This is a genomic window from Paenibacillus sp. JJ-100, from assembly GCF_948329825.1.
Taxonomy (GTDB): Bacteria; Bacillota; Bacilli; order Paenibacillales; family Paenibacillaceae; genus Paenibacillus.
Genome location: NZ_CAOJCM010000002.1, coordinates 1,301,389 through 1,326,836, shown reverse-complemented (window position 1 = coordinate 1,326,836; position 25,448 = coordinate 1,301,389). Strand labels below are relative to the sequence as shown.

15 protein-coding genes and 1 pseudogene are annotated in these 25,448 nt (G+C 44.7%); 15 read left to right on the top strand and 1 reads right to left on the bottom strand.

Features of this window, described 5'->3' with window-relative positions:
- Positions 1-44: 44 nt before the first annotated feature.
- Positions 45-2,126 carry an endonuclease MutS2 gene (locus PQG66_RS12655; RefSeq protein ID WP_272038161.1) on the bottom strand — a complete coding sequence of 694 codons (2,082 nt, stop codon included), beginning with the start codon at positions 2,124-2,126 and terminating at the stop codon, positions 45-47.
- A 555-nt stretch (positions 2,127-2,681) separates the two neighbouring features.
- Here PQG66_RS12655 and PQG66_RS12650 point away from each other — a divergent pair.
- From PQG66_RS12650 to PQG66_RS12585, 15 genes and pseudogenes are all read left to right on the top strand, one after another.
- On the top strand, positions 2,682-5,018 hold the full coding sequence (locus PQG66_RS12650; RefSeq protein WP_272038016.1) for a helix-turn-helix domain-containing protein: 2,337 nt from the start codon (positions 2,682-2,684) through the stop codon (positions 5,016-5,018).
- A gap of 292 nt (positions 5,019-5,310) precedes the next feature.
- Positions 5,311-6,264: an ABC transporter permease gene (locus PQG66_RS12645; RefSeq protein WP_272038015.1), complete on the top strand. Its 954-nt coding sequence runs from the start codon at positions 5,311-5,313 to the stop codon at positions 6,262-6,264.
- 47 nt (positions 6,265-6,311) lie between these two features.
- Positions 6,312-7,184 (top strand): carbohydrate ABC transporter permease, encoded by an 873-nt coding sequence (locus PQG66_RS12640; protein WP_272038014.1) that lies wholly within the window; start codon positions 6,312-6,314, stop codon positions 7,182-7,184.
- Positions 7,185-7,254: 70 nt separating this feature from the next.
- On the top strand, positions 7,255-8,754 hold the full coding sequence (locus PQG66_RS12635) for an extracellular solute-binding protein (RefSeq protein ID WP_272038013.1): 1,500 nt from the start codon (positions 7,255-7,257) through the stop codon (positions 8,752-8,754).
- A 24-nt stretch (positions 8,755-8,778) separates the two neighbouring features.
- Complete coding sequence (locus PQG66_RS12630; RefSeq protein ID WP_272038012.1) at positions 8,779-9,882, top strand: glycoside hydrolase family 88/105 protein; 1,104 nt, start codon at positions 8,779-8,781, stop codon at positions 9,880-9,882.
- 122 nt (positions 9,883-10,004) lie between these two features.
- On the top strand, positions 10,005-11,534 hold the full coding sequence (locus PQG66_RS12625) for an extracellular solute-binding protein (RefSeq protein WP_272038011.1): 1,530 nt from the start codon (positions 10,005-10,007) through the stop codon (positions 11,532-11,534).
- Positions 11,535-11,738: 204 nt separating this feature from the next.
- On the top strand, positions 11,739-13,154 hold the full coding sequence (locus PQG66_RS12620; protein WP_272038010.1) for an S-layer homology domain-containing protein: 1,416 nt from the start codon (positions 11,739-11,741) through the stop codon (positions 13,152-13,154).
- Positions 13,155-13,775: 621 nt separating this feature from the next.
- Entirely contained in the window at positions 13,776-16,850 is a 3,075-nt protein-coding gene (locus PQG66_RS12615; protein ID WP_272038009.1) for a DUF5704 domain-containing protein, read from the top strand.
- A gap of 224 nt (positions 16,851-17,074) precedes the next feature.
- A pseudogene (pulA, locus tag PQG66_RS12610) lies at positions 17,075-18,418 on the top strand (type I pullulanase); the annotation flags it as partial.
- 249 nt (positions 18,419-18,667) lie between these two features.
- Positions 18,668-19,075, top strand: a complete 408-nt coding sequence (locus tag PQG66_RS25325) for an alpha-1,6-glucosidase domain-containing protein (protein WP_334220777.1) — start codon at positions 18,668-18,670, stop codon at positions 19,073-19,075.
- Between the two features lie 295 nt (positions 19,076-19,370).
- A complete protein-coding gene (pulA, locus tag PQG66_RS12605; RefSeq protein ID WP_272038008.1) occupies positions 19,371-22,247 on the top strand; it encodes a type I pullulanase in 2,877 nt (958 codons plus the stop codon).
- Positions 22,248-22,487: 240 nt separating this feature from the next.
- Positions 22,488-23,117 carry a 50S ribosomal protein L25 gene (locus PQG66_RS12600; protein WP_272038007.1) on the top strand — a complete coding sequence of 210 codons (630 nt, stop codon included), beginning with the start codon at positions 22,488-22,490 and terminating at the stop codon, positions 23,115-23,117.
- Between the two features lie 179 nt (positions 23,118-23,296).
- Positions 23,297-23,821 (top strand): hypothetical protein, encoded by a 525-nt coding sequence (locus tag PQG66_RS12595; protein ID WP_272038006.1) that lies wholly within the window; start codon positions 23,297-23,299, stop codon positions 23,819-23,821.
- A 270-nt stretch (positions 23,822-24,091) separates the two neighbouring features.
- Positions 24,092-25,060, top strand: a complete 969-nt coding sequence (locus tag PQG66_RS12590) for a helix-turn-helix transcriptional regulator (RefSeq protein WP_272038005.1) — start codon at positions 24,092-24,094, stop codon at positions 25,058-25,060.
- Positions 25,061-25,096: 36 nt separating this feature from the next.
- Entirely contained in the window at positions 25,097-25,447 is a 351-nt protein-coding gene (locus PQG66_RS12585; RefSeq protein WP_272038004.1) for an HIRAN domain-containing protein, read from the top strand.
- Position 25,448: the final 1 nt, after the last annotated feature.

Sequence of the window (25,448 nt, the reverse complement as noted above, 5' to 3'; positions counted from 1 at the left end):
GAATATTGTTGGCATTACATTTGTGCAGTCGCTCTGAGCTGCTTTCACTCTTCGGGAGGCAACTCGATTTGCAGTCCCTCCACATGTTTGCGCTTCATCAGATTGCGTTTCTTGCGATTTTCCTTACTCTCTAACACAATGTCCAGATCATAATTCCCCGGATATAACTCATCAGCAGAGATATGCAGGCGCAGACGTTTCTTGTGAATTTTCAGTTTACGTCCCCGAATCATGACTCCAATCTGTCCCCGATGATCCTCTTCGTCACTGACAATCCCTGCCTGATCCAAATAAGCTGCATAAACGCGGTCTCCTTTACGAAAAGCACGAACAGGTGCTTTATTGGACATAGAGTCGGAGTCGGAGTCGGAGTTGGAGCCTGGAGATACATCATTTAGATCATTTAGATTCGATTCTTTATTATTAGCATCCTCTGTAGGAGCATTATTCTCAAGAAAATTAGTATCTTCTATATGAGAACAATGCTCTAATGATTGAGCTTGCTCTACATAATCAGGCGCAGAAGTGTGTCTATCATGATGGATCTTTTGCTGTAACTCATTATGAATGATTTGATTCGCATTTCTATTCAAGGGTTCATCAGCTATGGACTTCGAACGCTCAATAATATGCTCCGGCATGCCCAGTTTAAGCGCAATAGAATAAGCATAACTTTCGCCAGCTTCCCCGATTCGCAGTCGATATAAGGGCTGGAGAGAGGCGGTGTCGAACTCCATTCGTGCATTTTCAAATCCGGATGTAGCTGCGGCAAAATATTTGATTTCCCCGAAATGCGTCGTAGCAACAACGGTTGCCCCGCATTTATGCAATTCTTCGAGCATCGCTATAGAGAGCCCAACACCTTCTCCTGGATCTGTACCTGACGCCATTTCGTCGATCAGTACGAGCGTGGAAGGATTCGCTTGTTTCAGAATCGTGATCATATTGCGAATATGTGCTGAGAATGTGCTAAGCGCCTGTTCAAGGCTTTGACCATCGCCAATATCGACAGCGATCTGCTCATATACAGCCATTTCTCCTCCCTCAGCCACGGGAACAAGTAGTCCGGATTGCATCATCAGTGTTAGCAGCCCGAGTGTCTTGAGTGCAACGGTTTTGCCGCCTGTGTTCGGGCCTGTAATGATAAGGGATGAGTAAGTGTATCCGATGGAAAAATCAAGCGGAACCATAGACGACCCCATTAGAGGGTGTCTCGCTCGACGCAGACTAATCTTACCGTGGCTGTTAACACGCACGGACCGCCCATCCATAGCCACTGCATATTTTGCTTTGGCAAACAAAAAATCCAGAATGCCCACGGTCTCTGTATTCAGTGCAATTTCCCGGCTGTAAGATTCAGCCAGAGAGGTCAGGTCGCCAAGAATCTTCATCTCTTCCCGGGATTCCTCAGCTTGCAGTAGAGTAAGTTCCATCTGCAGACCTGTCAGTTCTGCAGGCTCAATATATACGGTTTGCCCGCTACCAGATTCATCAAGTACACTGCCTTTGACGTGCTTGCGAAATTCTTTTTTAATAGGCAATACAGTTCTCCCATTCCGCTGGCTGACAACCTGTTCCTGCATAATCGAGCGGTGTCTGCCAACCAGTGAATCCAGTTTGCGTTTCATACGTTCTTCATTCACACTCATTTTTTTGCGAATTCGAATGAGTTCCTTGCTCGCTTGATCCTCAATACGCCCATTATGAATACAACGTTCTATCTCGCTTCGCAAGCTATCCATAAGCATCATAGAAGATGCATAACGACTAACGGTCGGAGCAATGCCGGATTTACCCTCCATATACTTCATAAGTTGCGCACAGCTGCGAAGGAACTGAGCGAGATGGCTGAAGTCGCGTTCGCTGAATAGATATCCGGTGCCGAGCAGGGCAATGATCGTTTCCAATCCCTCTAACGAAGGAATGGGTACACTTGCCCCGAAACGGACAAGAGCTGCTGCTTCCTCAGTCTCGTCCAGACGCATTTGAATGAGATGTGCATCGGTCATCGGTTGGAGTTCTCTGGCATAACGTTTGCCCAGATAGGAAAGGGCATAGTCTGCAATGTTTTTCTGAATATGGTGGAAGCCGAGACTGGTTAGCGTTTGTTCGTTTACATTCTTCATATTTGTATTCATGGCATTATTCGTATTGATATTGTTCACGTGGAATCTCTCCTTCAATTTGAAATGTATTAATGTGTACTTTATTGAAAAATATCCCTGTAGAAATGCGCAAAAAGGGCGCAGAATGAACAAACGTCATTCTCCGCCCTGTGCGTATGGGAAAGCAGAGTCCATATAGGGTCTATACGAAAAAATCCGCGCTGAACACAGCGCGGAAATAGACCCGGACATAGGCAATCCCGGAGGCGATGTTTGATTTCCGCTGTTCTTAACTAAGTACAGGGATCTGGCGCATCATGAAATACACGTATGCCATAACGGCAAAAGTGTCATGAAAAGCCAAAATTCCTGAATATGAAACTTGATTAGTTAAGAACGCTCACCGACATCAAAATCTCTCCTTCGACCTGAGGAATATATAAAGTAATATAAACTGCGAATGACTCAAAGTCAACGTTTCTAAATAAAGATGTGGACTTGATTAAGAATGGGTTTTAAAATAACAATAGTTATTTAATCCAATGTAAGCGATTTTATAAAAGGGAGATGCTTTGATTGCCTAAATATTTATTGCGTCTGCTCTGTTTTACGATGATTCTTGGAGCATTGCCGGTCATTGTGATTGGTTCTGTCTCGTATACGATTGCTTCACGTGATATCGAACAAAAAGTGCGCGAAAGTAATCTTCAAATACTACACCAGACCCAGATGCGAGTGGAGCAAGTATTGCGAAGTTTACAGTTGTCCTCCATTCAATATGTCAATTCACCTCTGGTGCTACGGGCCATGAAGAAGCCACTCGATAGCAGTGACTTTCAAGAAATTCGTGATTTGACTTCAGGATTCAACAATCTGCAGGCTGTGACGAGTATTCATCAGGCTTACCTTATTAATCTTGACGAGGACTGGGTCGTTACCATGCGTTCATTTGGCAAACTGGACGACTTCAGCATTCGAGATCGAATTGGAACTTATCTTACATATACCAACAGTCTGTTCTGGGTAACTCAGAATAAAAGTTCAACCAAAGAGAACGCCCCGGGATCGCCAATCATGGGTGAGGCAGTAATGGAACAGGCGCCTACCATGATCACTTCTGATAACGTGGTGAGTATGGTTTTCAAAATTCCTATGGTTCCAACAAACGTGAAACCAAAGGGATTTCTTGTCATCGATATTGCGGATGCTGAATTAAGCAGTTTTCTGAGCCGAAATCCAAATTCGGGCGATTTGTATGTTTTGGACAAGGAACAGAGGTACTTTCTGAATGATACCAATTATGGAACCAAATATGATCTGCTCAACCAAGATATTCAGAAAAGGGTCCAAACGACAGGGGAATCCCAAGGTTTTTTTAGTACTGAAGTGGAAGATAAACCCGTAGCCGTAAGCTACAGACAGTCTCCGCTCAACGGCTGGTTATACGTATCCGTCGTTTCGCTTGGACAGATTACAGCCCAGTCGCAGAAGATCGCATTAGTGACGGGGATTGCTACCTTAGTAATGTTATGTGTCACAGGTCTTGTGGCCATATACGGCAGTCGGCGAATGTATTCGCCGATCTCAAGACTGTTACAGTTTACGAAAGGTCTGGATTCACCGCTTCCGCCAGCAGGACGTCGTCAGGATGAATTCAGCTACATTGAAGAACGTTTATCGACCCTGTTCAGTTCTGAGAAAACGATGCGTGAGCAGATGAAAGGGCAGCATGTACACCTTCAGGAGTTTTTTATGACCAAGTTGCTGACAGGGAAAATATCAGAAGAGGATTTCAGATATCAAGGCGATTTGTATGACTTTCCGACGGGGTGGTCTCATCTCGGCGTGCTTATGCTTCAAATCGATACGCTTGAAGGCACGAGGTATGAAGAACAGGATCGAGATTTGCTGCTGTTTGCAGTCAATAATATGGTTGGTGAACTGCTGCCTTCTGACATTCGATTTACACCTGTCATGCTCGATGATTCGCAGGTGACCGTGCTAGCTTCTGATCTGAGCGATGAAGTGCAGTTGAAGGAGTGGATGCATACACAGGCCGATTGCATTCGTGAACGGGTTGCAACCTACTTGAATCTTCCGGTAAGTATAGGGATTAGCCGAGCATATTCAAGCATCGGGGCTACGCCAAGAGCATACCAGGAGAGTAAAGAAGCTTTACAGGGCAGAGTGAGTTTAGGAAGCCGTATTATTCTACACTATGAGGATATTCAACCAAGAGGGCAGATGGAGGCAGCGCTGTATACGCAATTGCGGATGATTGAAGATCAACTGGCTTCTGCACTCAAGCAGGGGGACGAAGAGAAGACAAATGTGTATTTCACACAATATTTAGCACTACTGGCGGACAAAAAACTTCATTTCAGTGAGTATCCGATCATAATGGTGCAACTATTATCCAGAGTGTATCAACTTGTGCAGGAGCAAGGTGGAGATGTGGCGGAAGTACTTGGAGAGAAGGCGTCCATGACCTATTTGCTCAAGCTGTCTACATTGGACGAGATGACGAATTGGTTCCGAAAGCGATTATTTCAGCCTGTGATTCGTTTCTGGAAGGAACAGGAGGAGTCCCAGTATATGAATATTGCCCACCGGATGATTCGACTGATCGAAGAACGATATGATCGTGACTTATCGCTCGAGGCCTGTTCCGAGGAATTGAACTTCCATCCCGTCTACTTAAGCCGGGTATTCAAGAAGGAAGCAGGTGTTAATTTTACCGAATATCTCGCGGAATACCGCATGGAAAAAGCCAAAATGTGGCTGCAGACAACAGATTTGAAAATATCAGAAATCGCTGAAAAATTAAATTACACCAACCCCACTGCATTTATCCGTACATTTCGTAAAATAACAGGAACAACTCCCGGTAAGTATCGGGAGCAGCATCGATAGAAAACAAGGCCTGCTCTGCCCGCTATGGCAGGCAGGCTTTTCACATTCACTTATGATGGTTCAGGGTGAACTACAGCTTCTACGCCAAAGTTAAACCAGGAATATCCAAGTTGAAAGCAGTTTATTTTGCAGTTGACCAGTAATCTCCAAAAGTTTGAAACCCTTGATACATAAGGGAAAACAAGAAGCTAAATCAGGATGATAGCCAGTCATGTAATCATCGGCCACAATGGAGACATGAATTCAGGAAGTGATGTTTTGTAATCGTTTCCAAAGTGGGGAGGAAGACACTATGAAAGCCGAAACGGCGGCTCGGACACGGCCCGCTACCCGCAGTGACAGACATCTATTGTGGAGGGACATCATTAAAAACCGGTGGCTGTATATCATGCTGATTCCGGGAGTGCTTTACTTTGTAATATTCAAATACATACCGATGTATGGCATTACGATGGCTTTTCAGGATTACACACCTTACAAAGGCATTCTGGGGAGTAATTGGGTAGGATTCAAGCACTTCCAGCGTTTCTTTGGAGAACCACAGTTCTGGACGTTATTCCGAAACACATTTTTACTAGCGATTTATAATCTGGTTTTCTTTTTTCCGCTGCCCATTGTCCTTGCACTCATGTTAAATGAGGTTCGGCGAGAGCGGTTCAAACGCTTCGTACAGACATTAGTTTATGTTCCTCACTTTGTTTCCTGGGTGGTTGTGGTTGGTGTGTTCTACATGCTCTTCACGACAGAAGGCGGTGCAATCAACGAACTGCTCTATAATTTGACGGGACAGAAGATTGCATTCTTGCTTGAACCAGGGTGGTTCCGTTCGATGATTGTAGGGCAGTCCATATGGAAAGAGGTCGGATGGGGAACTATTATTTTCCTGGCTGCACTCTCCGGTGTAGATACGCAACTCTATGAAGCTGCGCGAATTGACGGTGCAAACCGCTGGCGTCAAACCTGGCATATTACGTTGCCGGCGATCCGTAGTACAATCATCATTTTGCTTATTTTGCGTCTGGGTCATTTCCTAGATACAGGCTTTGAACAGATATTCCTGATGCTGACACCTACCAACCGTGATGTGGGCGAGGTATTCGATACCTACGTATACACCAAAGGGCTTACCCAGGCACAGTACAGTTATAGTGCTGCTGTCGGATTGTTCAAGTCGGTTGTCGGACTGGCGCTGGTGCTTGGTGCCAACACGTTAGCCAAAAAATTCGGGGAGGAAGGCGTCTATTGATGCAACGGGAGTTAGGCGCTCTTCACTAGACAGGAGTGAACATTTAGATGCAACAGGACAAAACATGGGGCAATCGAATCTTTGATTTTGTGAATCATGGTTTGCTGTTACTGATTGGAATCGTGACTGTAATTCCGTTCATTTATATTCTGGCTGTTTCCTTTACCAGCCCGCATGAAGTAGCCAAGGGAGGATTCATTCTTTTTCCTAAAGAGTTCTCCTTAGCAGCTTATCGTTACATTTTCTCCACGGATACGTTAATTCGAAGTCTCGGCGTGTCTGTCTACATTACTGTTGTAGGGACGCTGATTAACTTGTTGTTTACATCGCTGATGGCTTATCCGCTATCCAGAAAATACTTACGCGGACGTCAGCCGATCCTGCTTGGAGTATTGTTCACGATGCTGTTTAGTGGCGGTATGATACCAACGTATTTTGTCGTTAAATCCCTGCATCTTACCGATACACTCTGGTCTTTGATGTTGCCAACAGCAATCAGTGCATTCAACCTGATCGTACTCAAAAATTTCTTTCAAGCCATCCCGGATGAGCTGGAGGATGCTGCCAAAATTGATGGTTGTAATGACGTAAGCGTATTGTTCCGTATTGTGTTGCCTCTGTCGATGCCGGCAATGGCTACCTTCTCACTCTTTTACGCCGTGGCTCACTGGAACAGTTTCTTTAATGCCGTCATTTACATCAATGATAGTGAAAAGTGGCCTGTACAAGTGTGGCTACGTGAAATTGTCATTTTGGCACAGAGCCGAATCGGAGATACGAGTATTGAAGAGACCGAGATTCAGCCGCTTACCATTCGCATGGCCGTTATTGTGTTCTCTACCATTCCGATTATGTTAGTGTATCCATTCCTGCAAAAGCATTTTGCCAAGGGAGTGATGCTTGGTTCTGTAAAAGGGTAATGGGGGAGTTTCGATCGCATTCGTTTAAAACAATAGACCGATATGGAGTATCAAAGGGAGGTTTTCATGAATGAAGGGAACAAAAAAGAAAGCCGTAGCTGTTCTGAGTACACTGGCGTTGGTGACCAGTTTGCTGGCAGGATGTGGTTCAGATGAAAGTCAGGCTGGCGAAGGTGGCGTGCAGAACGTATCCATCGCTATTGCACAGGTGGGTGATGTACCAAGCAAGGGCAATGAAGTACAGAAAAAAATTGAAGAGTACACCAACACAAAGCTTGATATCCAGTGGATCCCGGCGTCCGCATACAACGACAAAATTAATGTCATGATCGCCTCAAGTGACATGCCGAAAATCGTAAAAGTGCAATATAATCCGACAGTGACCAATGCAATGCGAAATGATGTGTTCTGGGAAGTCGGACCTTTGTTGAAGGATTATAAAAACCTTGCTGCCCAAAATGAACGTTTCTTTAACAACATCAAGGTTGAGGGCAAAATTTATGGTGTACCGGTGTTCTCCGATATTGCACGGGCAACGGTGATCTACCGCAAGGATTGGTTTGATAAGTTGAATCTGAAAGTACCAACAACCCCGGATGAGTGGTATGAAACGATCAAGACGCTGTCTACTTCCGATCCGGATGGCGACGGGCAGGCAAATACCCATGGATTAATGCTGTTTAAAAAGTATAACGAGGATCAGTATTCATTTACGACACGTCTTGGTGTCAGTTTTGGCGCACCGAACAAGTGGAAGGTTGAAGATGATGGCAGCTTCACACCAGAATTCATGACACCGGAATATATGCAGGTGCTGGATCTACTGAAACGTTTGTATGAAGAGAAATTGTTGAATCAGGATTTTGCCGTGTTTGATTCAACCGAAGCGGAGAAAAAGTATGATTCCGGCGTTGTCGGCATGCGTGTTGGTGTGGCACAGAACGGTAAGAGCCAGCAAGAGCGTTTGTCCAAAAGTAACCCAGACGGCGTTGTGGATATTGCCGGCCTGCTTGGTCCAAATGGTGATCGTGTCGCTGGACAGACAGGAAACTCAGGCATTCTGGCTTTCCCGAAAGCCACAGTGAAATCAGAAGAAGAGTTGAAAAGTCTGCTTTCCTTCGTTGATAAACTGATGGACCCAGAGATGGCAACGCTGCTGATGCGTGGTGTGGAAGGTAAACATTACGCTAAAGTAGGAGACAATGAAGTGGAAATGAGTGACTTCGACGCTTTCCAACGTGAAGTAAAGCCTTATCGTGATAATTTCCCTTATATTGAAGGGTACAATGTTCCTAAACTGAAAGACACCGAGCTTGGAGAAAAAGGAACAGCACTAGCGAAGGAACTGGCAGAATATGCTGTGCCAAATCCTGCTCTGACGCTGTACTCTCCAACATACGGTGACCGCGGAGCGGATCTGGATCAGATGATTGCCGACGCACAAACCAAATATATTATGGGCAAGATTGATCAAAGCGGTTGGGAAAAGGAAATCGAGAATTGGGCTAATGCAGGTGGAACCAAAATCCGTGAAGAATACGCTGAAGATTACAAAAAACAGGCTCAATAAGGAGCGGAAACCGGAGGTTTGATCATGAAGGAAACGTTACAACATACACCTATGCGCATGGCTGACCAGTTTATGGAGAGTTATCGCAATCATGAGCTGTACGCGACCTGGCATTATGAGAACGGGTGTCTGCTAAAAGCGTTGGAAGAACTGTATGCTCGTACAGGTGAACAGAGATATTTTGACTATATTCAGGAACTAATGGATCATTTCATTCAGGAAGATGGATCAATTCGTTCCTATACGGTTGAAGAGTATAATCTAGATCAGATTAATCAGGGTAAATCACTGTTTTTCCTGCTGGAGAAAACGGGTCAGGAAAAGTACCGCAAAGCTGCTGAGCTGCTGATGACACAGTTGAAAGGGCAGCCGCGTACAAGTGAGGGCGGATTCTGGCATAAGAAGATTTACCCATTCCAGATGTGGCTGGATGGATTGTATATGGCGACCCCATATCTGACTCAATACGGAGCTGTAACTGGGGAGGTAAAATGGTTCGACAAGGCCGCTCTGCAGTTGCTGCTGGTGGAAGCGCGAACTCGTGATCCACGAAGTGGCTTGCTCTACCATGCTTGGGATGAGACTAAGGAACAGCGCTGGAGCTCTGGAGAGACGGGATGTTCTCCTCATGTCTGGAGCCGAGCTGTGGGCTGGTACGTGATGGCCGTTGTCGATACGCTGGACTATCTTCCAGTTGATCATGAGCAACGCGGACAGATTATCGGTATATTTGAGCGACTCGCGAATGCGCTTGTCCATGTACAGGATCAACAGACCGGGCTATGGCCGCATCTGCTCGATCAGCCGGGGCGTGAGCGGAATTATCTGGAGGCTTCAGGCAGCTCAATGTTTGTGTATGCGCTTGCGAAAGGGGTGCGCAAAGGATACTTGAGCGGGAAGTTCAAAGCAATTGCAGAAAAAGGGTACCAAGGCCTGCTGAATCATCTGCTGCAGACTGATCAGGAAGGTGTGTTATCCCTGACACAGTGCAACGGGGGAGCAGGTCTCGGGGGAACTCCGTATCGTGACGGATCTTACGAGTACTATGTGACTGAATCTATTCGCATTAATGATCCGAAATCGGTTGCTCCGTTTATTTTGGCAGGGGTTGAGATGGAACTGGCGTAACGCTGGTTCTTTTCTCCAGAACATTATGATAGCGCATACATTGTGAGATTGAACGCATCTATGATCAAGGAATGAGGGCAAGTTCGCTGAACAATAGGTTTATCCAAAAGGAGAGATGGTTCATGAGTCCGAAAAGTCCAAGAGGTTCCAAGAGTCCTATGTTTCGTGTAGGAAGTTTCGTTATTGTTGGTGCGATGTCTGCCGGTCTGCTAGCTGGATGTGGGGGAGAAAAAGCTCCAGCTGCCGGGGAAGGTAAACTGCCCATTTCCATTTCATTGATGCAGGTGGGGGATGTGCCCGCCAAGGAAAACGCAATTGAGAAGAAGATTGAGGAATACACCAATACTGACGTAAACGTGCAGTGGATTCCGCAGTCAGCGTTCGATGACAAGGTGAATGTCATGGTTGCATCAGGAGAGATGCCAACGATTATGCGTGTGAATTACGTGCCTACCACATTTAATGCTGCCAAGACAGGGCTGTTTTGGGAACTCGGGCCTTATTTGAAGGATTATAAAAACTTGTCTGCTCAGTCGGAGGCCCATTTTAATAACATCAAAATTGAAGGAAAAATCTATGGCATTCCAAATTTTCGAGATATCGGCCGGACGGCGATCGTATATCGGAAAGATTGGTTTGACAAGCTGAAGTTGGATATTCCAAAATCACTCGATGAGTGGTATGAAGTCATGCGTTCCATTCGCAAAGACGACCCGGACGGCAATGGCAAGGAAGATACGTACGGTGCGCTGCTATTTAAAAAGTATAACGAGGGTGTATCTTCACCGCTGACGCGGATTGCTGTAAGTATTGGCGGGGTCAACAAATGGGGAGTGGATGACGCTGGCAAATTAACACCTGAGTTCTTGACCCCTGAATATGTGGATACGATGAAACTATTCAAGCGCCTGTTCCAGGAAGGGCTCATTAATAGTGATTTCCCTGCACTCGACCCTTCAGATGCAGACAAAAAAATGGATTCAGGGCTTGTTGCCATGAAACTGAACGGTGTCGCCCAGAACGGGAAATCATCCCAGCAAAGGCTTACACCGAACGTACCGGATGGTGTCATTGATGTGGAACCTTTCCAGGGACCAGACGGTATTCGTATTGCGGGTGAACCCGGAAACTACGGTATGCTTGTCATTCCAAAAGCATCTGTAACAGATGAAGAGCAGCTCAAAAAGGTACTCACCTTTTTGGATCAATTGATGGACGAGGAACTTAGCACGCTGCAGCTACGTGGGTTGCTCGATGTGCATTATTCTAAGACCGCAGACGGTAAAACGGAGCTGAAAGACTTTGATGGTTATCAGCGTGAGGTCAAACCATATCGTGATAATCTGCTGAGTGTGGAAGGATACAACGTGCCTGAACTGGTCGATGTTCCAATTGGAATGAAAGGCACCAAAATGGCTCGCGAAAATGAGCAGTATGCCGTTGCTAATCCGGCTCTTACATTATCTTCAGAAATTTATACGGAGCGTGGTCAGGAACTGGATCAGATGATCTGGGATGCACAGACGAAGTACATTATGGGCAAGATTGATGATGCAGGCTGGGAACAGGAAATTGCCAATTGGAGGAAAGCAGGCGGTGATCAGCTGATCACGGAACTGGAGGCATCATATAAAGAGCTGAACGGGAAATAAGCAAGACTGCAAAAAAAAGGTTGATTTTGTAAAAAGAATGGGTTTATTATATAACTTAATAATTGAATTAACTTTATACACGAGACCACTCCTTAAAGCATAAGGCTATGAATCTACGGATTCATGGCCTTTTTTATGTTTTTCTGGAACAAGAGGGTCTTTAGAAGGGGGGTGCCAGCCTTGAAGTACTGGGGAGATAAGAAAATGAATACCAACAGCCTAGATTTACATGGTAGAATATTGATTATTATGTCAAATTTAGGTTTTGGTCAAAAGAAGGCGAAACTAGCAAGTAAAAAGCATCCCCATACTAAGGTACATAGGAGAGTGAACAGATTGAAGTTTAAGAAAAAAGAAAAAGTATTAGGAAGAAAAATCAGTAGAAACGTTTGCTTCATTGGATTATTGACCGTTGCTGTGTTGGCAGGAACACTTATACCTGTTGGGTCTACACCTTGGGTTACAAACGTAAAAGCCGCTTCAGTTACGGTGGATAGTGCATTAAGCAAGTTCAAGGACGTTAAAGGGCATTGGGCTCAAGAGACGATTGCCAAAGCACTGAAGAAAAATCTGATCTCCGGTTACCAGGATGGGACGTTTCGCCCCAATGGCAAAATCACTCGCGGGGAATATGCCGCTATACTTGCTCGAGCAACTGGATTAGAGAAGGCGCAAGGACAGGCTCAAAATGTTTTTTCTGATCTTACAGGGCACTGGTCCGAGTCGGCAGTTCATCAACTGGTGGCACAAGGTTTCATTGATGTTAATGATTATGTAAATGGCTTTAAGCCTAATACGGAGCTTACACGTTATGAAATGATGAAGTGGATTGCAAGCGGATTGGTCAAATCAGAGAGCAGCTTCGGAGATGCTTTTAACGATACGAAAAATACGTTACTACCTACACCCGAAGTGAATCGCGGAACAATTCGTCCTGAACAGATTCCATATCTTGCTCTTGTGCGTGGGACAGGTGTTGTTGGTGGATTTGAGGATGGCACACTAAAACCGGCTGATCCAACGACTCGTGCTGAAGTTGCCGCTATCTTACTGCGGTATATGGAGGTAGAGGGAACGGACGCCTCTAAGTACAGCGATCTGAATGAGTTGCGAGAGGTAGGCACGACAGGTACGAATTTAACGACAATTAGTAATTATTTTTATACTAAAAATTCGGTCAAAGTGAGTGACATATCTGATGAGGATATTTACTTGTCAAACAACTCAGGAGTGTTAAATCTTCATAGATTTATAGTGGTAAAGGTTCAAGGTGGGAAGCCTGAAGGGGTTTACAATAAACTTTTCGTTGAGCCGAATGTACCGCTTGGAAACTATTATTTAACATTTGCGGATATGTCTTTCACTTCAAAAACAGATAAGACAGATTTAATTACTTACAGTGGTGGATTAGATAGTGGATTATTAAAATTTAGACGATTAGAATTAGAGTTTTCTAAAAAAAATGGATTTACTACAATACCTGATAATCCTAAAGACCTTATCACAAAAGGGAAAAAGGTTAGGTTTTGGACTAGATCAACGTTAGATTTTAAAAATGGAAGTTATCATATTAAAACTGAAAAGTTAGGAGAATTGAAAATACAAAATATGTACTACTAGTAAGGTGGTTTTGTATTTATGAGGGAAAGAATACGATTTCCTGTATTCAAGTATCCAAAAATAATATTAATATTATTTTTTATTTATGTTTTAACTGGACAATTAGTTGATTCAAATGTGAATGCTTTAGATTTCTCATATGGACCAAAATCAATGAAAAGTCCAATATTAAAATCTGTACAAGCTGCTAAGAGGATTGCCAATCCAGGTGTGTATTGGTATCAAATGGATGATGGACGTTTTAGAGCTGATCATAGTGGAGGCCCAACATACGCTCCTAATGCTGGAAGTTGTTCAGCCCCCTTTCCTGCTATGAAAGAGGTGCCTGATAGTGTTGATTTTTCTATGTGGCCTGCACTTTCCTGGCCTCAATATAATGGAATAGATTTAACGTCTGCTAGTTTTAAAAACATAAAGATTAAAGCAGTAGAATATCAAACTCCACCTGAGCAAACGTCCTATACTGGCCTTGGAGGAGCTCGAATTAATCCTTCGAGTACAATTGTTGGAATTAGGACTTTAACTGGTGGAAGTCATGAATGGACTACCAATGGTCCATTTGAAAATGGAGGCAGGACTGATGCCGGCTGTCCCAAACATAGCGTCGTCTATTACACACCTATGGATATCATATGGGAAGGCGATTTAGAGGAAGAAAAGGAAATCGACGTAACTCCGGATGCGACGCTGACAATTGGCCAGAACAAGCAGATGGTAGCCAAAGTGAAGACTAAGGCCTACGGTTCTACAACGTGGAATGAAGGTGTTGATGTATCTGGTAGAGAAACAGAGATTAAATGGTTTTCTTCAGATGCGACGGTAGCAAGCATTGAACTAAAGACAGGGATGTTAAAAGCGGAAAGCCCAGGAACGGTTACGGTACGTGCAATATGGAACAATGGTACATACCTTATCTCGGATACAGCAATCGTTACCGTAACATCTGAGCCGGGACTGGTAGTGAATCTGCCCAATGCCTGCAAATCTACGACAACACTCCTGCAAGCAGAAGCAGTTCTTACGAAATCGGATCGAAGTGTTCACAAACTGACAGCACATCCCAAATTAACATGGAGCAGTTCGAATCCTACTGTTGCCACAGTTAGTGCAGAAGGCAAAATTACGATCAAGGGGATTGTAGGCACCTCGATCATCAAGGCCCGTTTTCTTGATCCCACGCAGCGAATGGATGAGCAAGGGACAGAAGAGCTTGTAGTGAGGGATTGTACTAATAGTGACAACGGAGATCCGGGTGGTGGAGGCCCTGGAAGTGATCCTGTGAATGCTTGTACGGTTACGATCAGCCCGCCTAGTAGAGGTAGTGTGGTGGAAGCTTCAATCATGGATCCCTCTGTTAGTGGTGTGTTGAAGGCTGATGAACGAGGTGCTGAGAAGTTTGATGTAACTCGTGGTATTCCCACTTCGGAGGATCTTTACGCGAGTGTTTTGGCCAAAGGCTATCTATTTCAACATCGTTGGGTCAACATGACGGGTACTGTGACGTATCACGTCAAAGTGAAGAAAGTGTATAACAAAAGGTGGACAATTCCAGGGCGGCCTTCTAGTGGGGAAGGAGACCCGGGAACACAAGCAGAGCCCAAAGAACGGGATGTGCCAGGAGATAAGACTATGCTAGTCACAAGGGACTACAGCTACTGGCAAATTGAAAACCTGGAGGTCTACAAACTACATGAGGCCAAAGTTTCTAACTATGCGTTGGGAGGTTACGGGGATACCGTCACTCTTACACCGAACACATATACACCTCCAACACTTCAATCCACGGCGGACGCTGAGGTGCAGGCTCATGTCAAACCCGCGCCATGCCAGGATGTAGATTTGGGTATGCAAACTGTTTCAGGTGGCTCAGTCGAGCCCCCTACACCAGACGAAACAGCACTTTTTCAAACGAAAGCCGAAGGGGCAGTTCGGGAAAACACCGTTAACAATGACAAGGTGATTTTTAATGGTATAACCATTATGAATTCTTCTCCAGTGGAAAAAGCAGCTCCCAGACCTGGGACGATTCCACAACCGAGTATGATTGGAGATCAAGTACTCTACAAGAATCGACTAACGATCAAGAATACACTGATCAATAAAGCCGATCAACCGACAACAGGGGAAATCACCTATAGTCTACTCCCTGGTAATGTTAACGGAGGACAGGAACAGCGCTTTTCAATTTCGGGGATTAATCCAGTTACAGTCCATACTCCTGTGGTGAACTATGCATGGGTTTCGGATGACCAGCCTCATAATCAGAAAACGAAGCCGGATGCCAGCCGAGCTGCAATGATTCTGGAGCGTCCTTTCCTTGTACGAATACCGACCTCAGGTCAGCATCTGAATGTAGCGAATTATCCGGGGTACGGGGATCGGGACTATGCCAAGTATTTTCGCAAAAAACAGGTTCGTTTCCCTTTTGATGTCTATACAGATGCTCAAAGACAATTCATTCCAGCCATGACCTGGATCGACATCCCTGTGAATCAACTTGACACCCCATTTTTCCTTCCTGTTTGGGTAGATGAGGGGAACTATGAAATAGAGTTCCGGAATATTGCAGAGAATGCACCTGCGAATTTTACGGAACAACAAGATGCGAATACTCAACTTGTTCATCATACAGCTTCCGATACTGTCGCTGTAGAGGTCATCGGACGATTATATGATTTTCATATCACCGATATCTCAGACTACAACTGGGAAAAGGTATTCCGCAAACAACCAGGCAACCCGGAACCATCGGGTGTAAGCTACTGGACCGGAACGAACCAGATTGATGGGGATGCACGCGGTAACCTGGCTCCTTATGTATTGCCTATCCGACCAGGCAGTCATCCTGTGCAGGGATTTGGCAATGTAGCTGTTAAAACGGGTTACCATTTCAAATTCGATCTGAAAACCAAGGGCAATATGTTTGGCAAACAGGACGGTATTCGAATAACTCCGACGTTCTTCTATTTAAGTAAGGATGGTACGATAAGGCAAGAAGTGGAGTTGTATTATCATCGGGGACAAGAACGTCTCATTCGTATTGGCTCTGCACAGGATCAGGAGAAACGACATGTTGTACTCAACGCACGTTTGCGAAACGTACCAGGAACGGAACTTGCAGATGCGGCACGTTATCAGTACATGAATGAATGGACAGCCCAAGAGCGGGACAAATATACATTGGAACAATCCATGGTTCGTTTCGTAGATCAGATTTCTCATCATAAGACTTGGGTCGGACGTTACAACTGGATGATTCTCCCTTCACAGATTCGTACGCTCATTGGTCCCAAAACAGGCATACCCTCCAGTGTTAATGCAGACCGAGCGAATGCCGCTATTCAGCGCTGGTATGGGGAGTATAGCTTACCAGCGGACGTATATGCAGTTCCCGCAGGTACCAGTCTGGAGCGTTTTGCCCGAGAGAACGAGTTGTATGATAAGGCGGATATCTTTTTGAGAGATGGCTATATCGTTGTTAATTTCAATATCGAAACATTAAAGAACGGCAATATAAGTGATCCCCACCTACAATACATTCATGCTCCGTTAATGAATCAATGGCAGATGGAGGGGTACAACAATAGTCCGGTAGACGCTCAAGGGAAAACCTGGGCCATGAAAGATGGTGATGTTTTACTCTATCACGCTGATCAATCCAGCCGTCTTGATTTCCAATCCCAAGCACCGCATTAATAAGAAATGGACTACTGATTATCAACTATAAACCAAGGCAGAGTGGATGTGAGTTAACATCTTTCTGCTTTTTTTTGCATGAAAATATTATGTTCGACCTAGAGAACGGGTATAAAGGGTAAAGAGCATCATCTCTTATACGACATTACGCTCAAGCGAGAGGGGAACAGCATAATGATTGACGACACCCAGAATGGACCGGGAAAGAAAAAGATAATACATATGAAGGGAAAGATTTAGGTATTATGATTAGACCGAATTCATGCATGTTCAAAGTATGGTCTCCGAAAGCTGTTCAAATGCAACTAGTTCTCTATCCCCCTTTAACAGGAGGTGCAGTAGACGAAACGTTAAATCAATTGAATCAAAATAGACTATTTATGCAATCCAACGACGATGGGGTGTGGTCTCTAGAATTGGAGGGAGACCTCAGGGGCTATCGTTATATGTATATGCCTACATTTGAAGATGGGTCATCAACAGAAGCCGTAGATCCATACGCACGAGCGGTGACCATGAATGGGGAGATGGGGGTTATCGTGAATATGGAGGAGACTGACCCCGAAGGGTGGGAGCAGGATGTTCGTCCACACTTATCTCATCCTACCGATGCTATCCTGTATGAACTACACATTCGTGATTTCTCCATCCATCCATCTTCAGGTATCGTTCACAAAGGGAAGTATTTGGCGTTCACGGAGACTGGGCTGCGTGATCGTGAAGGTAACACATTGGGTATAGATCATTTGGTTGAGCTGGGCATTACCCATGTGCATCTGCTACCTGTGTTTGATTTTGCCACGGTAGATGAATCGAAGGTGGATGATAATCCAAACGATGTATCCAACTATAACTGGGGTTACGACCCGCTTCACTACAATGTGCCCGAGGGCTCGTATGCCACGCGTGCAGATGATCCAGAGGCAAGGATTCGTGAACTCAAATCTATGATCCTTTCACTCCATCGTAAAGGTATAGGCGTTATTATGGATGTGGTGTACAACCATACGTATAATACAGCGGGCAGTTCATTTGAAAAACTGGTTCCGGGGTATTATTATCGCCAGCATGCGGATGGAACATATAGTAATGGTTCTGGAACGGGCAATGAAGTGGCTACAGAACGAGCGATGGTTCGCCAGTTTATTATAGATTCGGTCCGTTTTTGGGCAGAAGAGTATCATGTGGATGGCTTTCGATTTGACCTGATGGGCTTGATTGATATTGACACGATGAAAGAACTGGCCAACGAGCTTCATTCAGAAGTTTCATCTTCCATTCTGTTATATGGTGAGCCTTGGGGAGCGATGGAGTCACCTCTAGGAGATGAAATGACACTAAAAGGAGCACAGCGTGGAGCAGGGTTTGCCGTGTTTAATGATAATTTCCGCAGCGTCATTAAAGGAGATAGTGATGGAGATGGCAAAGGTTTTGCCACAGGTGAGGTTGGTAAGGAAGTAGAGTTATGGACAGGCGTGCGAGGAGCTATTCATGATTTTACAGAAGGCCCCTCCGAGACGATTAATTATGTGACCGTACATGATAATCTCAACCTGTGGGACAAAGTGGTTCGAACGCAAGGACTACAAGATCAGTTGGGCTTTCTGACGTATAACGAGGATGGAAGTATTCGAGGGTTTGCAAACGTGGAAGAAGCTGTCCGAGAGGCTGATCCTTATCTTCATATTCATCCAGATCATGTGCTCGAGAATGAAACCGTGAGACGCTGCCTGCTTGCGAATGGAATTGTACTCACCTCCCAGGGGATTCCACTGATTGCAGCCGGGGATGAGCTGCTACGTAGCAAGTACGGGGATATGAACAGTCATGAGAGTGGAGATATCGTTAACGCGATACACTGGGACCAGAAGCAGCGATTCAAACCGGTGTTTGACTATTATCGCGGACTTATTCAACTTCGACGGGAACATCCTGTTTTCCGACTACGTACACGTGATGCAATCAAGAAGTACGTTCGTCTTCTGGAAAAGGATCATGCCTTACTCGCATTTGAACTGCATGGTGCGGCTGTCCATGATACATGGAACCGGATTGTAGTCATCTACAACGCATCAATCGAAACCCGGACCGTCTCCTTATCCCCAGGCATATGGAATGTCGTGACGGAGAAGGGGCAAGCGGGCGTTGATTCACTACGCACCATTAATGGTCATCAGGTGCAGGTTCAAGGAATTTCGATGACTGTGTTGTATTCCATGTCCTGAAGAGATCTAAAACCAGAATAGGAGTACCTTTTCGTCAACATAAATTTTTGAAAAAAGGTAATTCCGCAAAGCACTTTCCTTCATCTTGAAGGAGAGTGCTTTTTTCTGATGCCGAAGGTACAGATGCCTGTCAACCCAAACACATGGTTACATATGATAGATATGAAAGCGATTGCTTATGGAAAAGCCCGATTATACCGATATGTGGAGTACAGACACCACAGGTTGACAAATAGCGTCCCACTTCGTAACATCGGGACATTACGAAATTAAAGGATATAAAGGCGGTGGTAAGATGCCAGAGTGGACTTCTTTTCGTTTTGAAGGCAATGATCTTGGCTTAACTTATACCCGTGATGCAAGTGCTTTTAAATTATGGGCACCAACAGCAGTGCGGGTTGATATATTGATTTTTGAAGACGAGGGTGAATATAACGAGCTAGGTAATGTAGTCCAGCATGATAACGGTCAGTCGTATGCGATGACAAGAGATGCAGATGGCATATGGCATCTACAACTTACAGGTGACTGGGCTGGATATTATTATATGTATCGCATCGTTCATGATCATGAACACGTGGAATGCGTAGTTGATCCATATGCCAAAGCGGTGACGGCGAATGGGCAACGAACGGCTATTATTGACCTGAAGTCTACGAATCCACCAGGCTGGGATGATGATGTGAAACCTGCTTTTTTGCATCCAGTAGATGCCGTGATCTATGAATTGCATGTGCGTGATTTCTCTTCTGATCCTTATGCAGAGCTTCCTTACAAGGGCAAATATCTCGCCTTCACAGCTACAGGTCTTACGGATGCAATGGGGAACCGCATGGGTATAGATCATCTGGCGGAATTAGGGATTACTCATGTACATCTGCTTCCTGTAGCTGATTATCAGACAGTAAACGAACTTGCAGCGGCGCAAGCAGATTCTAATGCGAAAGCTCCTTATAACTGGGGGTATGATCCTCAGCATTATAACGTTCCTGAAGGTTCTTATGCGACAGATCCAAGAGACCCTGCAGTTCGCATCAAGGAATTCAAATCGATGATCCATTCGCTGCACCAGCAAGGCATCCGGGTTGTTCTTGATGTTGTTTACAACCATACGTACAGTGTGGAGGAAGGCCCTTTTGAACGGATAGTACCGGGCTATTTTTATCGTGCTTATGCGGATGGTACGCGAAGCAATGGTTCGGGTGTAGGCAATGAGCTAGCGACAGAGCGCCCTATGGTACGAAAATATATACTGGACTCCTTACGCTACTGGGCTGAAGAATATCATATCGATGGATTCAGATTTGATCTGATGGCATTGATTGATCAGGACACAATGAGTGAACTCACCCGAGAATTAAGAGAGAAATTTGATTCAGCCTTCCTGATCTATGGAGAGCCGTGGACGGGAGGACATTCCCCGCTAGAACGTCAAACACTCAAAGGAACGCAGCAGGAGCAGGGTTTTGCTGTATTCAATGATCATTTTCGAAGTGCAATTAAAGGGGATAATGACGGTGATGGTAGAGGCTTTATCACAGGAGCAGATGGCTTGGAATACGAAATATCCAAAGGCGTAGCAGGAGCATTAGATGATTTCACATCTTCTCCGTCGGAAACCGTAAATTATGTGACGGCTCATGATAATCTGAATTTATGGGATAAAATTGCAACCTCTCTTAACGTCCGTCATGAACTGGGCTTTCCCGTGTGGCAAGATGGGCAGCCCATGGAAGGGGGCAGCGCGGAGTCGGCGGTGAAGGCTGCAGACCCGTATCGAAATATCGTTGAGGAACATGTGCTGGACAATGAAATGGTCCGCCGGTCGTTGCTCTCATCAGGAATATTGCTCACATCACAAGGGATACCGTTCCTACATGCTGGAGATGAGATGTTAAGATCCAAGGTGGGAGACCATAACAGCTATCGAAGTGGTGATGCGGTGAATACGATGATTTGGGCGAATAAAGCTCGCTTCAGACCCGTATTTGACTATTATCGAGGGCTGATCCAATTGCGGCGCACGCATCCCGCATTTCGTATGATTAATGCGGAACAGGTTCGCCGTCATCTCCGGTTCATTCGAATGGACGGAAGGGTTGTTGCCTATGTGCTTGAACATGGAGCGAATGAAGATTCATGGAACCGAATTATGGTGATCTATAACGGTTCAGATGAGTCGCAGACGATACATCTGGAAGAGGGCAATTGGAACGTTGTCGTGAATCATCATACGGCAGGGACAGAAGTCATCGAGACCGTGAGTAGAGAGGTTCAGTTGGAACGATGGTCGCTCATGGTGCTATATGATAGCGAGCGTGCTGTGGAGGTAGAACCGGCTACACTGCATATTACTGCTCCGCGGCGGGTGTTCGCTCCTCAGGAGAGTTCCCGATTACGAGCCACCGTGAGAGACGGGATAGGCAATGTTTTGGAAGATGTAGAAGTACTGTGGAGATCTTCTGATCCGGATGTTGTCCGAATAGAAGAGGATGGTACTTTCTATACCTTGAGCCGAGGTACCGCATTAATTACTGCGCATATCGGTCAGATCACCTCGTCTTGCAACGTTGAGGTCGATGTACGCTATGCTGATCGAATCGAAATTGTAGGTGAACCTGTATTGTATACGACTCGAATATGTCGTTTTCGTGCGCTGGTACTGGATCAATACGGCCAGCCACTCACAAATGCTCATATCCGCTGGAGTTCCTCTCATTCAGATGTAGCAGCTGTAAGTCATACTGGGATCGTTAGGGCGCTGACCTCTGGGAAATCACTGATTATTGCTGAAACTGGGGGGATTCGTGCAGCATATGCCATCACAGTTCATAAATACCTTTCTCGAACTGTAACCATCCGCTACGAGCGAGAAGACCATTGGTACGATGGATGGGATGTTTGGGTATGGGGTACGGGGATGGTGGACGGAGCTGTTCGCTTGGAGCGGTCAGACAACGTCGCAGAAGCCCGATTTCGTGTAGCTCCGGGGCTGCATCATGTGGGATTTATCATAAGGCTGAATGAGTGGGAGGCTAAAGATACTTGCGGGGACCGTTACGTTGATATCTTACCTGAGGATGGAGATGTACAGATTATCGTACGAAGCGGAGCAGACGAAATGCAAGTTGTGCGAGTAAATGCCAAGGTTGATGATCTGAATAGCGCTTGAATTGAAACGAAGCAGACAGCCGGAAGCCATTCCGGCTGTTTTTAGTCTGCATCTAAACAACATGATGATGGAAAAAAAAGTATGAATTTCGGATTTATGTTTTAGATACTGGATCATTGGGGTAAATATAGATATGACCCAATTTATGGTCACAACATAAGACCTTCTGGTCTAAGAGAGAAGCTGCAGAGCTTGCCGACAAATATACAGTAAGGATCCCTTGAAGGAGGATGTTCAATCATGAAATCCAACGGAAAAATGGCTCAACTTACAGCAACGCCAAGAACGGAAAAGAAAGGTGCTGCTTTGCGCCTGTTAAGACAAGGTGGACGAGTTCCCGCCGTGGTATACGGACTAGGACTTGAAGGTGCCGCCATACATGTGGATGAAAAGGAAATGTTGAAAGTAGCGCGCACAGGCCGCTCCGAGATGTTTAATCTTAATGTAGAGGGCGGTAAAACTATACCTGTCCTGATTAAAGATCAGCAAGAACGCAATGGACGTCTACTGCACGTTGACTTTTTGCAAATTTCTAAAAATAAGCCTATCAGCGTTAGTGTCGCTATCGATTTCCAAGGTACCGCTGTTGGTTCCAAAGCAGGCGGTGTATTCCAAACACAGGAAACACAGTTGGAAGTCGAAGGATTGCCTGGTGATCTGCCGACATCCATTGAAGTGGACGTCAGCGAACTAGAGATCGGTGATCGTCTAACAGCAGGTGACATTAAACTGGATAAAGGTTTAACGTTAGTTACCTCACCTGACACCATTGTGGCCTCGGTAATGCCTCCACAAGCTGTCGAAGAGGAAGTTCCTGCATCTTCAGATGAAGCAGGCGCGGAAGCGGCAGAAGGCTCATCTAAAGAATAATAGGTATACTGGAAATACAACTTTCTGGTAAAACCCAAACAGATCAAGGCTCAGTTCACTTTTGTGGACTGGGCCTTTCGTGGCTTAAGCAAGCCTTTTAGTAAATTGGAATAAAAACTTCATTTGTGATACAACGTGAAGACATAGAAAAAGAATAGAAGAGAAAGCAGGTTACTGTAATGTTTGATCCTACCGTATACGATAATCTAAAAGTGGCCATCGAAAATTATCTTTATGATCTGGACAATCTGGATGAACACATTCATATTACCCATCGAAGAGATCAATTGGAGATGGCGAGTATGTCGAGAGAGTTTACCTTGCAATTCTGTCTGAGAGACCATCCCTCCGTTACTGCTGAAGTGGTTTTGAAAAGTTCACTAGAAGCCATTGCTGCGGAGATTCTGGAGACTCCAGGCAGTGAGCCGGGATGCGATTTGGAACTGCGCTTTTCACTAGTGACGAAGAATGCGGAGGTGCATTGTCATGACATCCAGACGATCATGCAGGAAAATTGGCCTGAACAACGGATTGAACAGCACATAAGTTATATTTATGGAGAGACTCCTGTTTCGTTTGATGTTACTGTCAATGTGTATTTCATACGTCATTTGAACGAGGATCAAATGCATGATATTCCGATGTTATGTGATCATACACTTCATGTATTGAATCAAATCTTGCTTACGACAGAAAAAATATAGAACTTTTAGAAGCCTTATCTCGTTTGGAGATTGAGGCTTTTTTCATATTTTTTATCTAATTTTATAGGCTCTCAGGCTTAGTTCGGTCAGGTTCTTGGTTAATAATTTACGCAAGCAAGTAACAAATTGTATATTTAGATGAGGCGAGGAAGTTCAATTGAACTATTTTTTAATGGTGAAATTGCGAAAATGATTTAGGACTATAGATTTATATATGAACTAAAGGAACTAGTTTTCCTTGCCGATAAAATATCGAAGGGGAGAAACTACATGACAGAGAAATTAATTCGTCTGCTACGTATACTTCAGGCTATACAAGCTAATCCTGGAATCTCAGCGAAGGAATTGGCGCTGAAATGTGGTACTACTGTACGCACAATATACCGTGATCTCCGAATTTTAGACAGAGTTGCCCCTATAATGAACGAAGGATATGGAAAAGGCTATCGATTCATAGGCGACTTTTCAATATATCCGTTAGACTTTACCCAACAAGAGGCTATGCTATTTAGTATGCTCCCGGCCCTGATCGATAAATCTAAATTGCCTGCTGAATTCGACTCAGCTTTTGATAAGGTCATATCAGCACACACTAAATTAAATACAAAAAACAGTGAAATTGTAGAAAGAATCGCAGGGATCATTCGGATGGGGATTCCTGCTTATCGTGAAGAAGGAAAGGATCGGAATTTATTAATCCCTATAATTGAAGCCATATTAGAGGGGCAGACCATCCAGGCTCAATATCATACGCTTACTAATAATGAGATTACACTTCGAAGGATAGACCCTTATTATCTTGTACCGCGTGATCAACGTTTTTATCTGATTGGTTACTGTCATCTGCAGCAAAAAGTTCGATTGTTTCGTATTAGCCGCTTTCTGGATGTGAAACGAACGAGCAGTGGATTTGACATGGGAAACTTTAATATAACGCAATACATGAAGAATACATGGTCTGTTGACCGAGGTGACGATCATATTCATTTTAAAGTGAAGTTCTCTGATAAAGTTGCCCCCTACATAAGAGAAGAAGAGATGTTCGTACGTCCACGAATGACAAATCTGGTGGATGGAGGGTTGTTATTTGAGGTTACTCTGAATAGCAGCCGTGAATTTTTACAATGGTTATATCAATTTGGTGCAGAAGCTGAAGTGCTTGAACCTCCCGAATATCGCAGACAGATTCGAAAACAACTCTTGGCATGGCTGGAGCACTATGATGAAGAAGCATTATAGCCGAAGACTTAGTATATTTCATAAAGGAGTATGGAGATGAGCATCAAAATTTTTGCCGCCATGATGGGCATGGATAATGACTATGGAGCACAAGCTCTGCAAGTAGGAGATACATTATTTCTCGTAAAAGACCCCAATAATCGACTGGATGAGCAAGCCATTAAAGTGGTGATTCCCCCCATCGGGAAAGTCGGATACATCGTGAACGATGTGGATAAGGTACCTCAAGGTTGCTGGAATGGAGCTGGATTCTATGACGCTTTTCATCAACAAACCTGTGCAAAAGTTAGATTTATACTGAAAGATATCGTGATCATTGAATTAATTGAAATCACGTATATACCTAATTCACAGATCGATTCTATTCGAGGCTGGCAGTTCCGTTAGA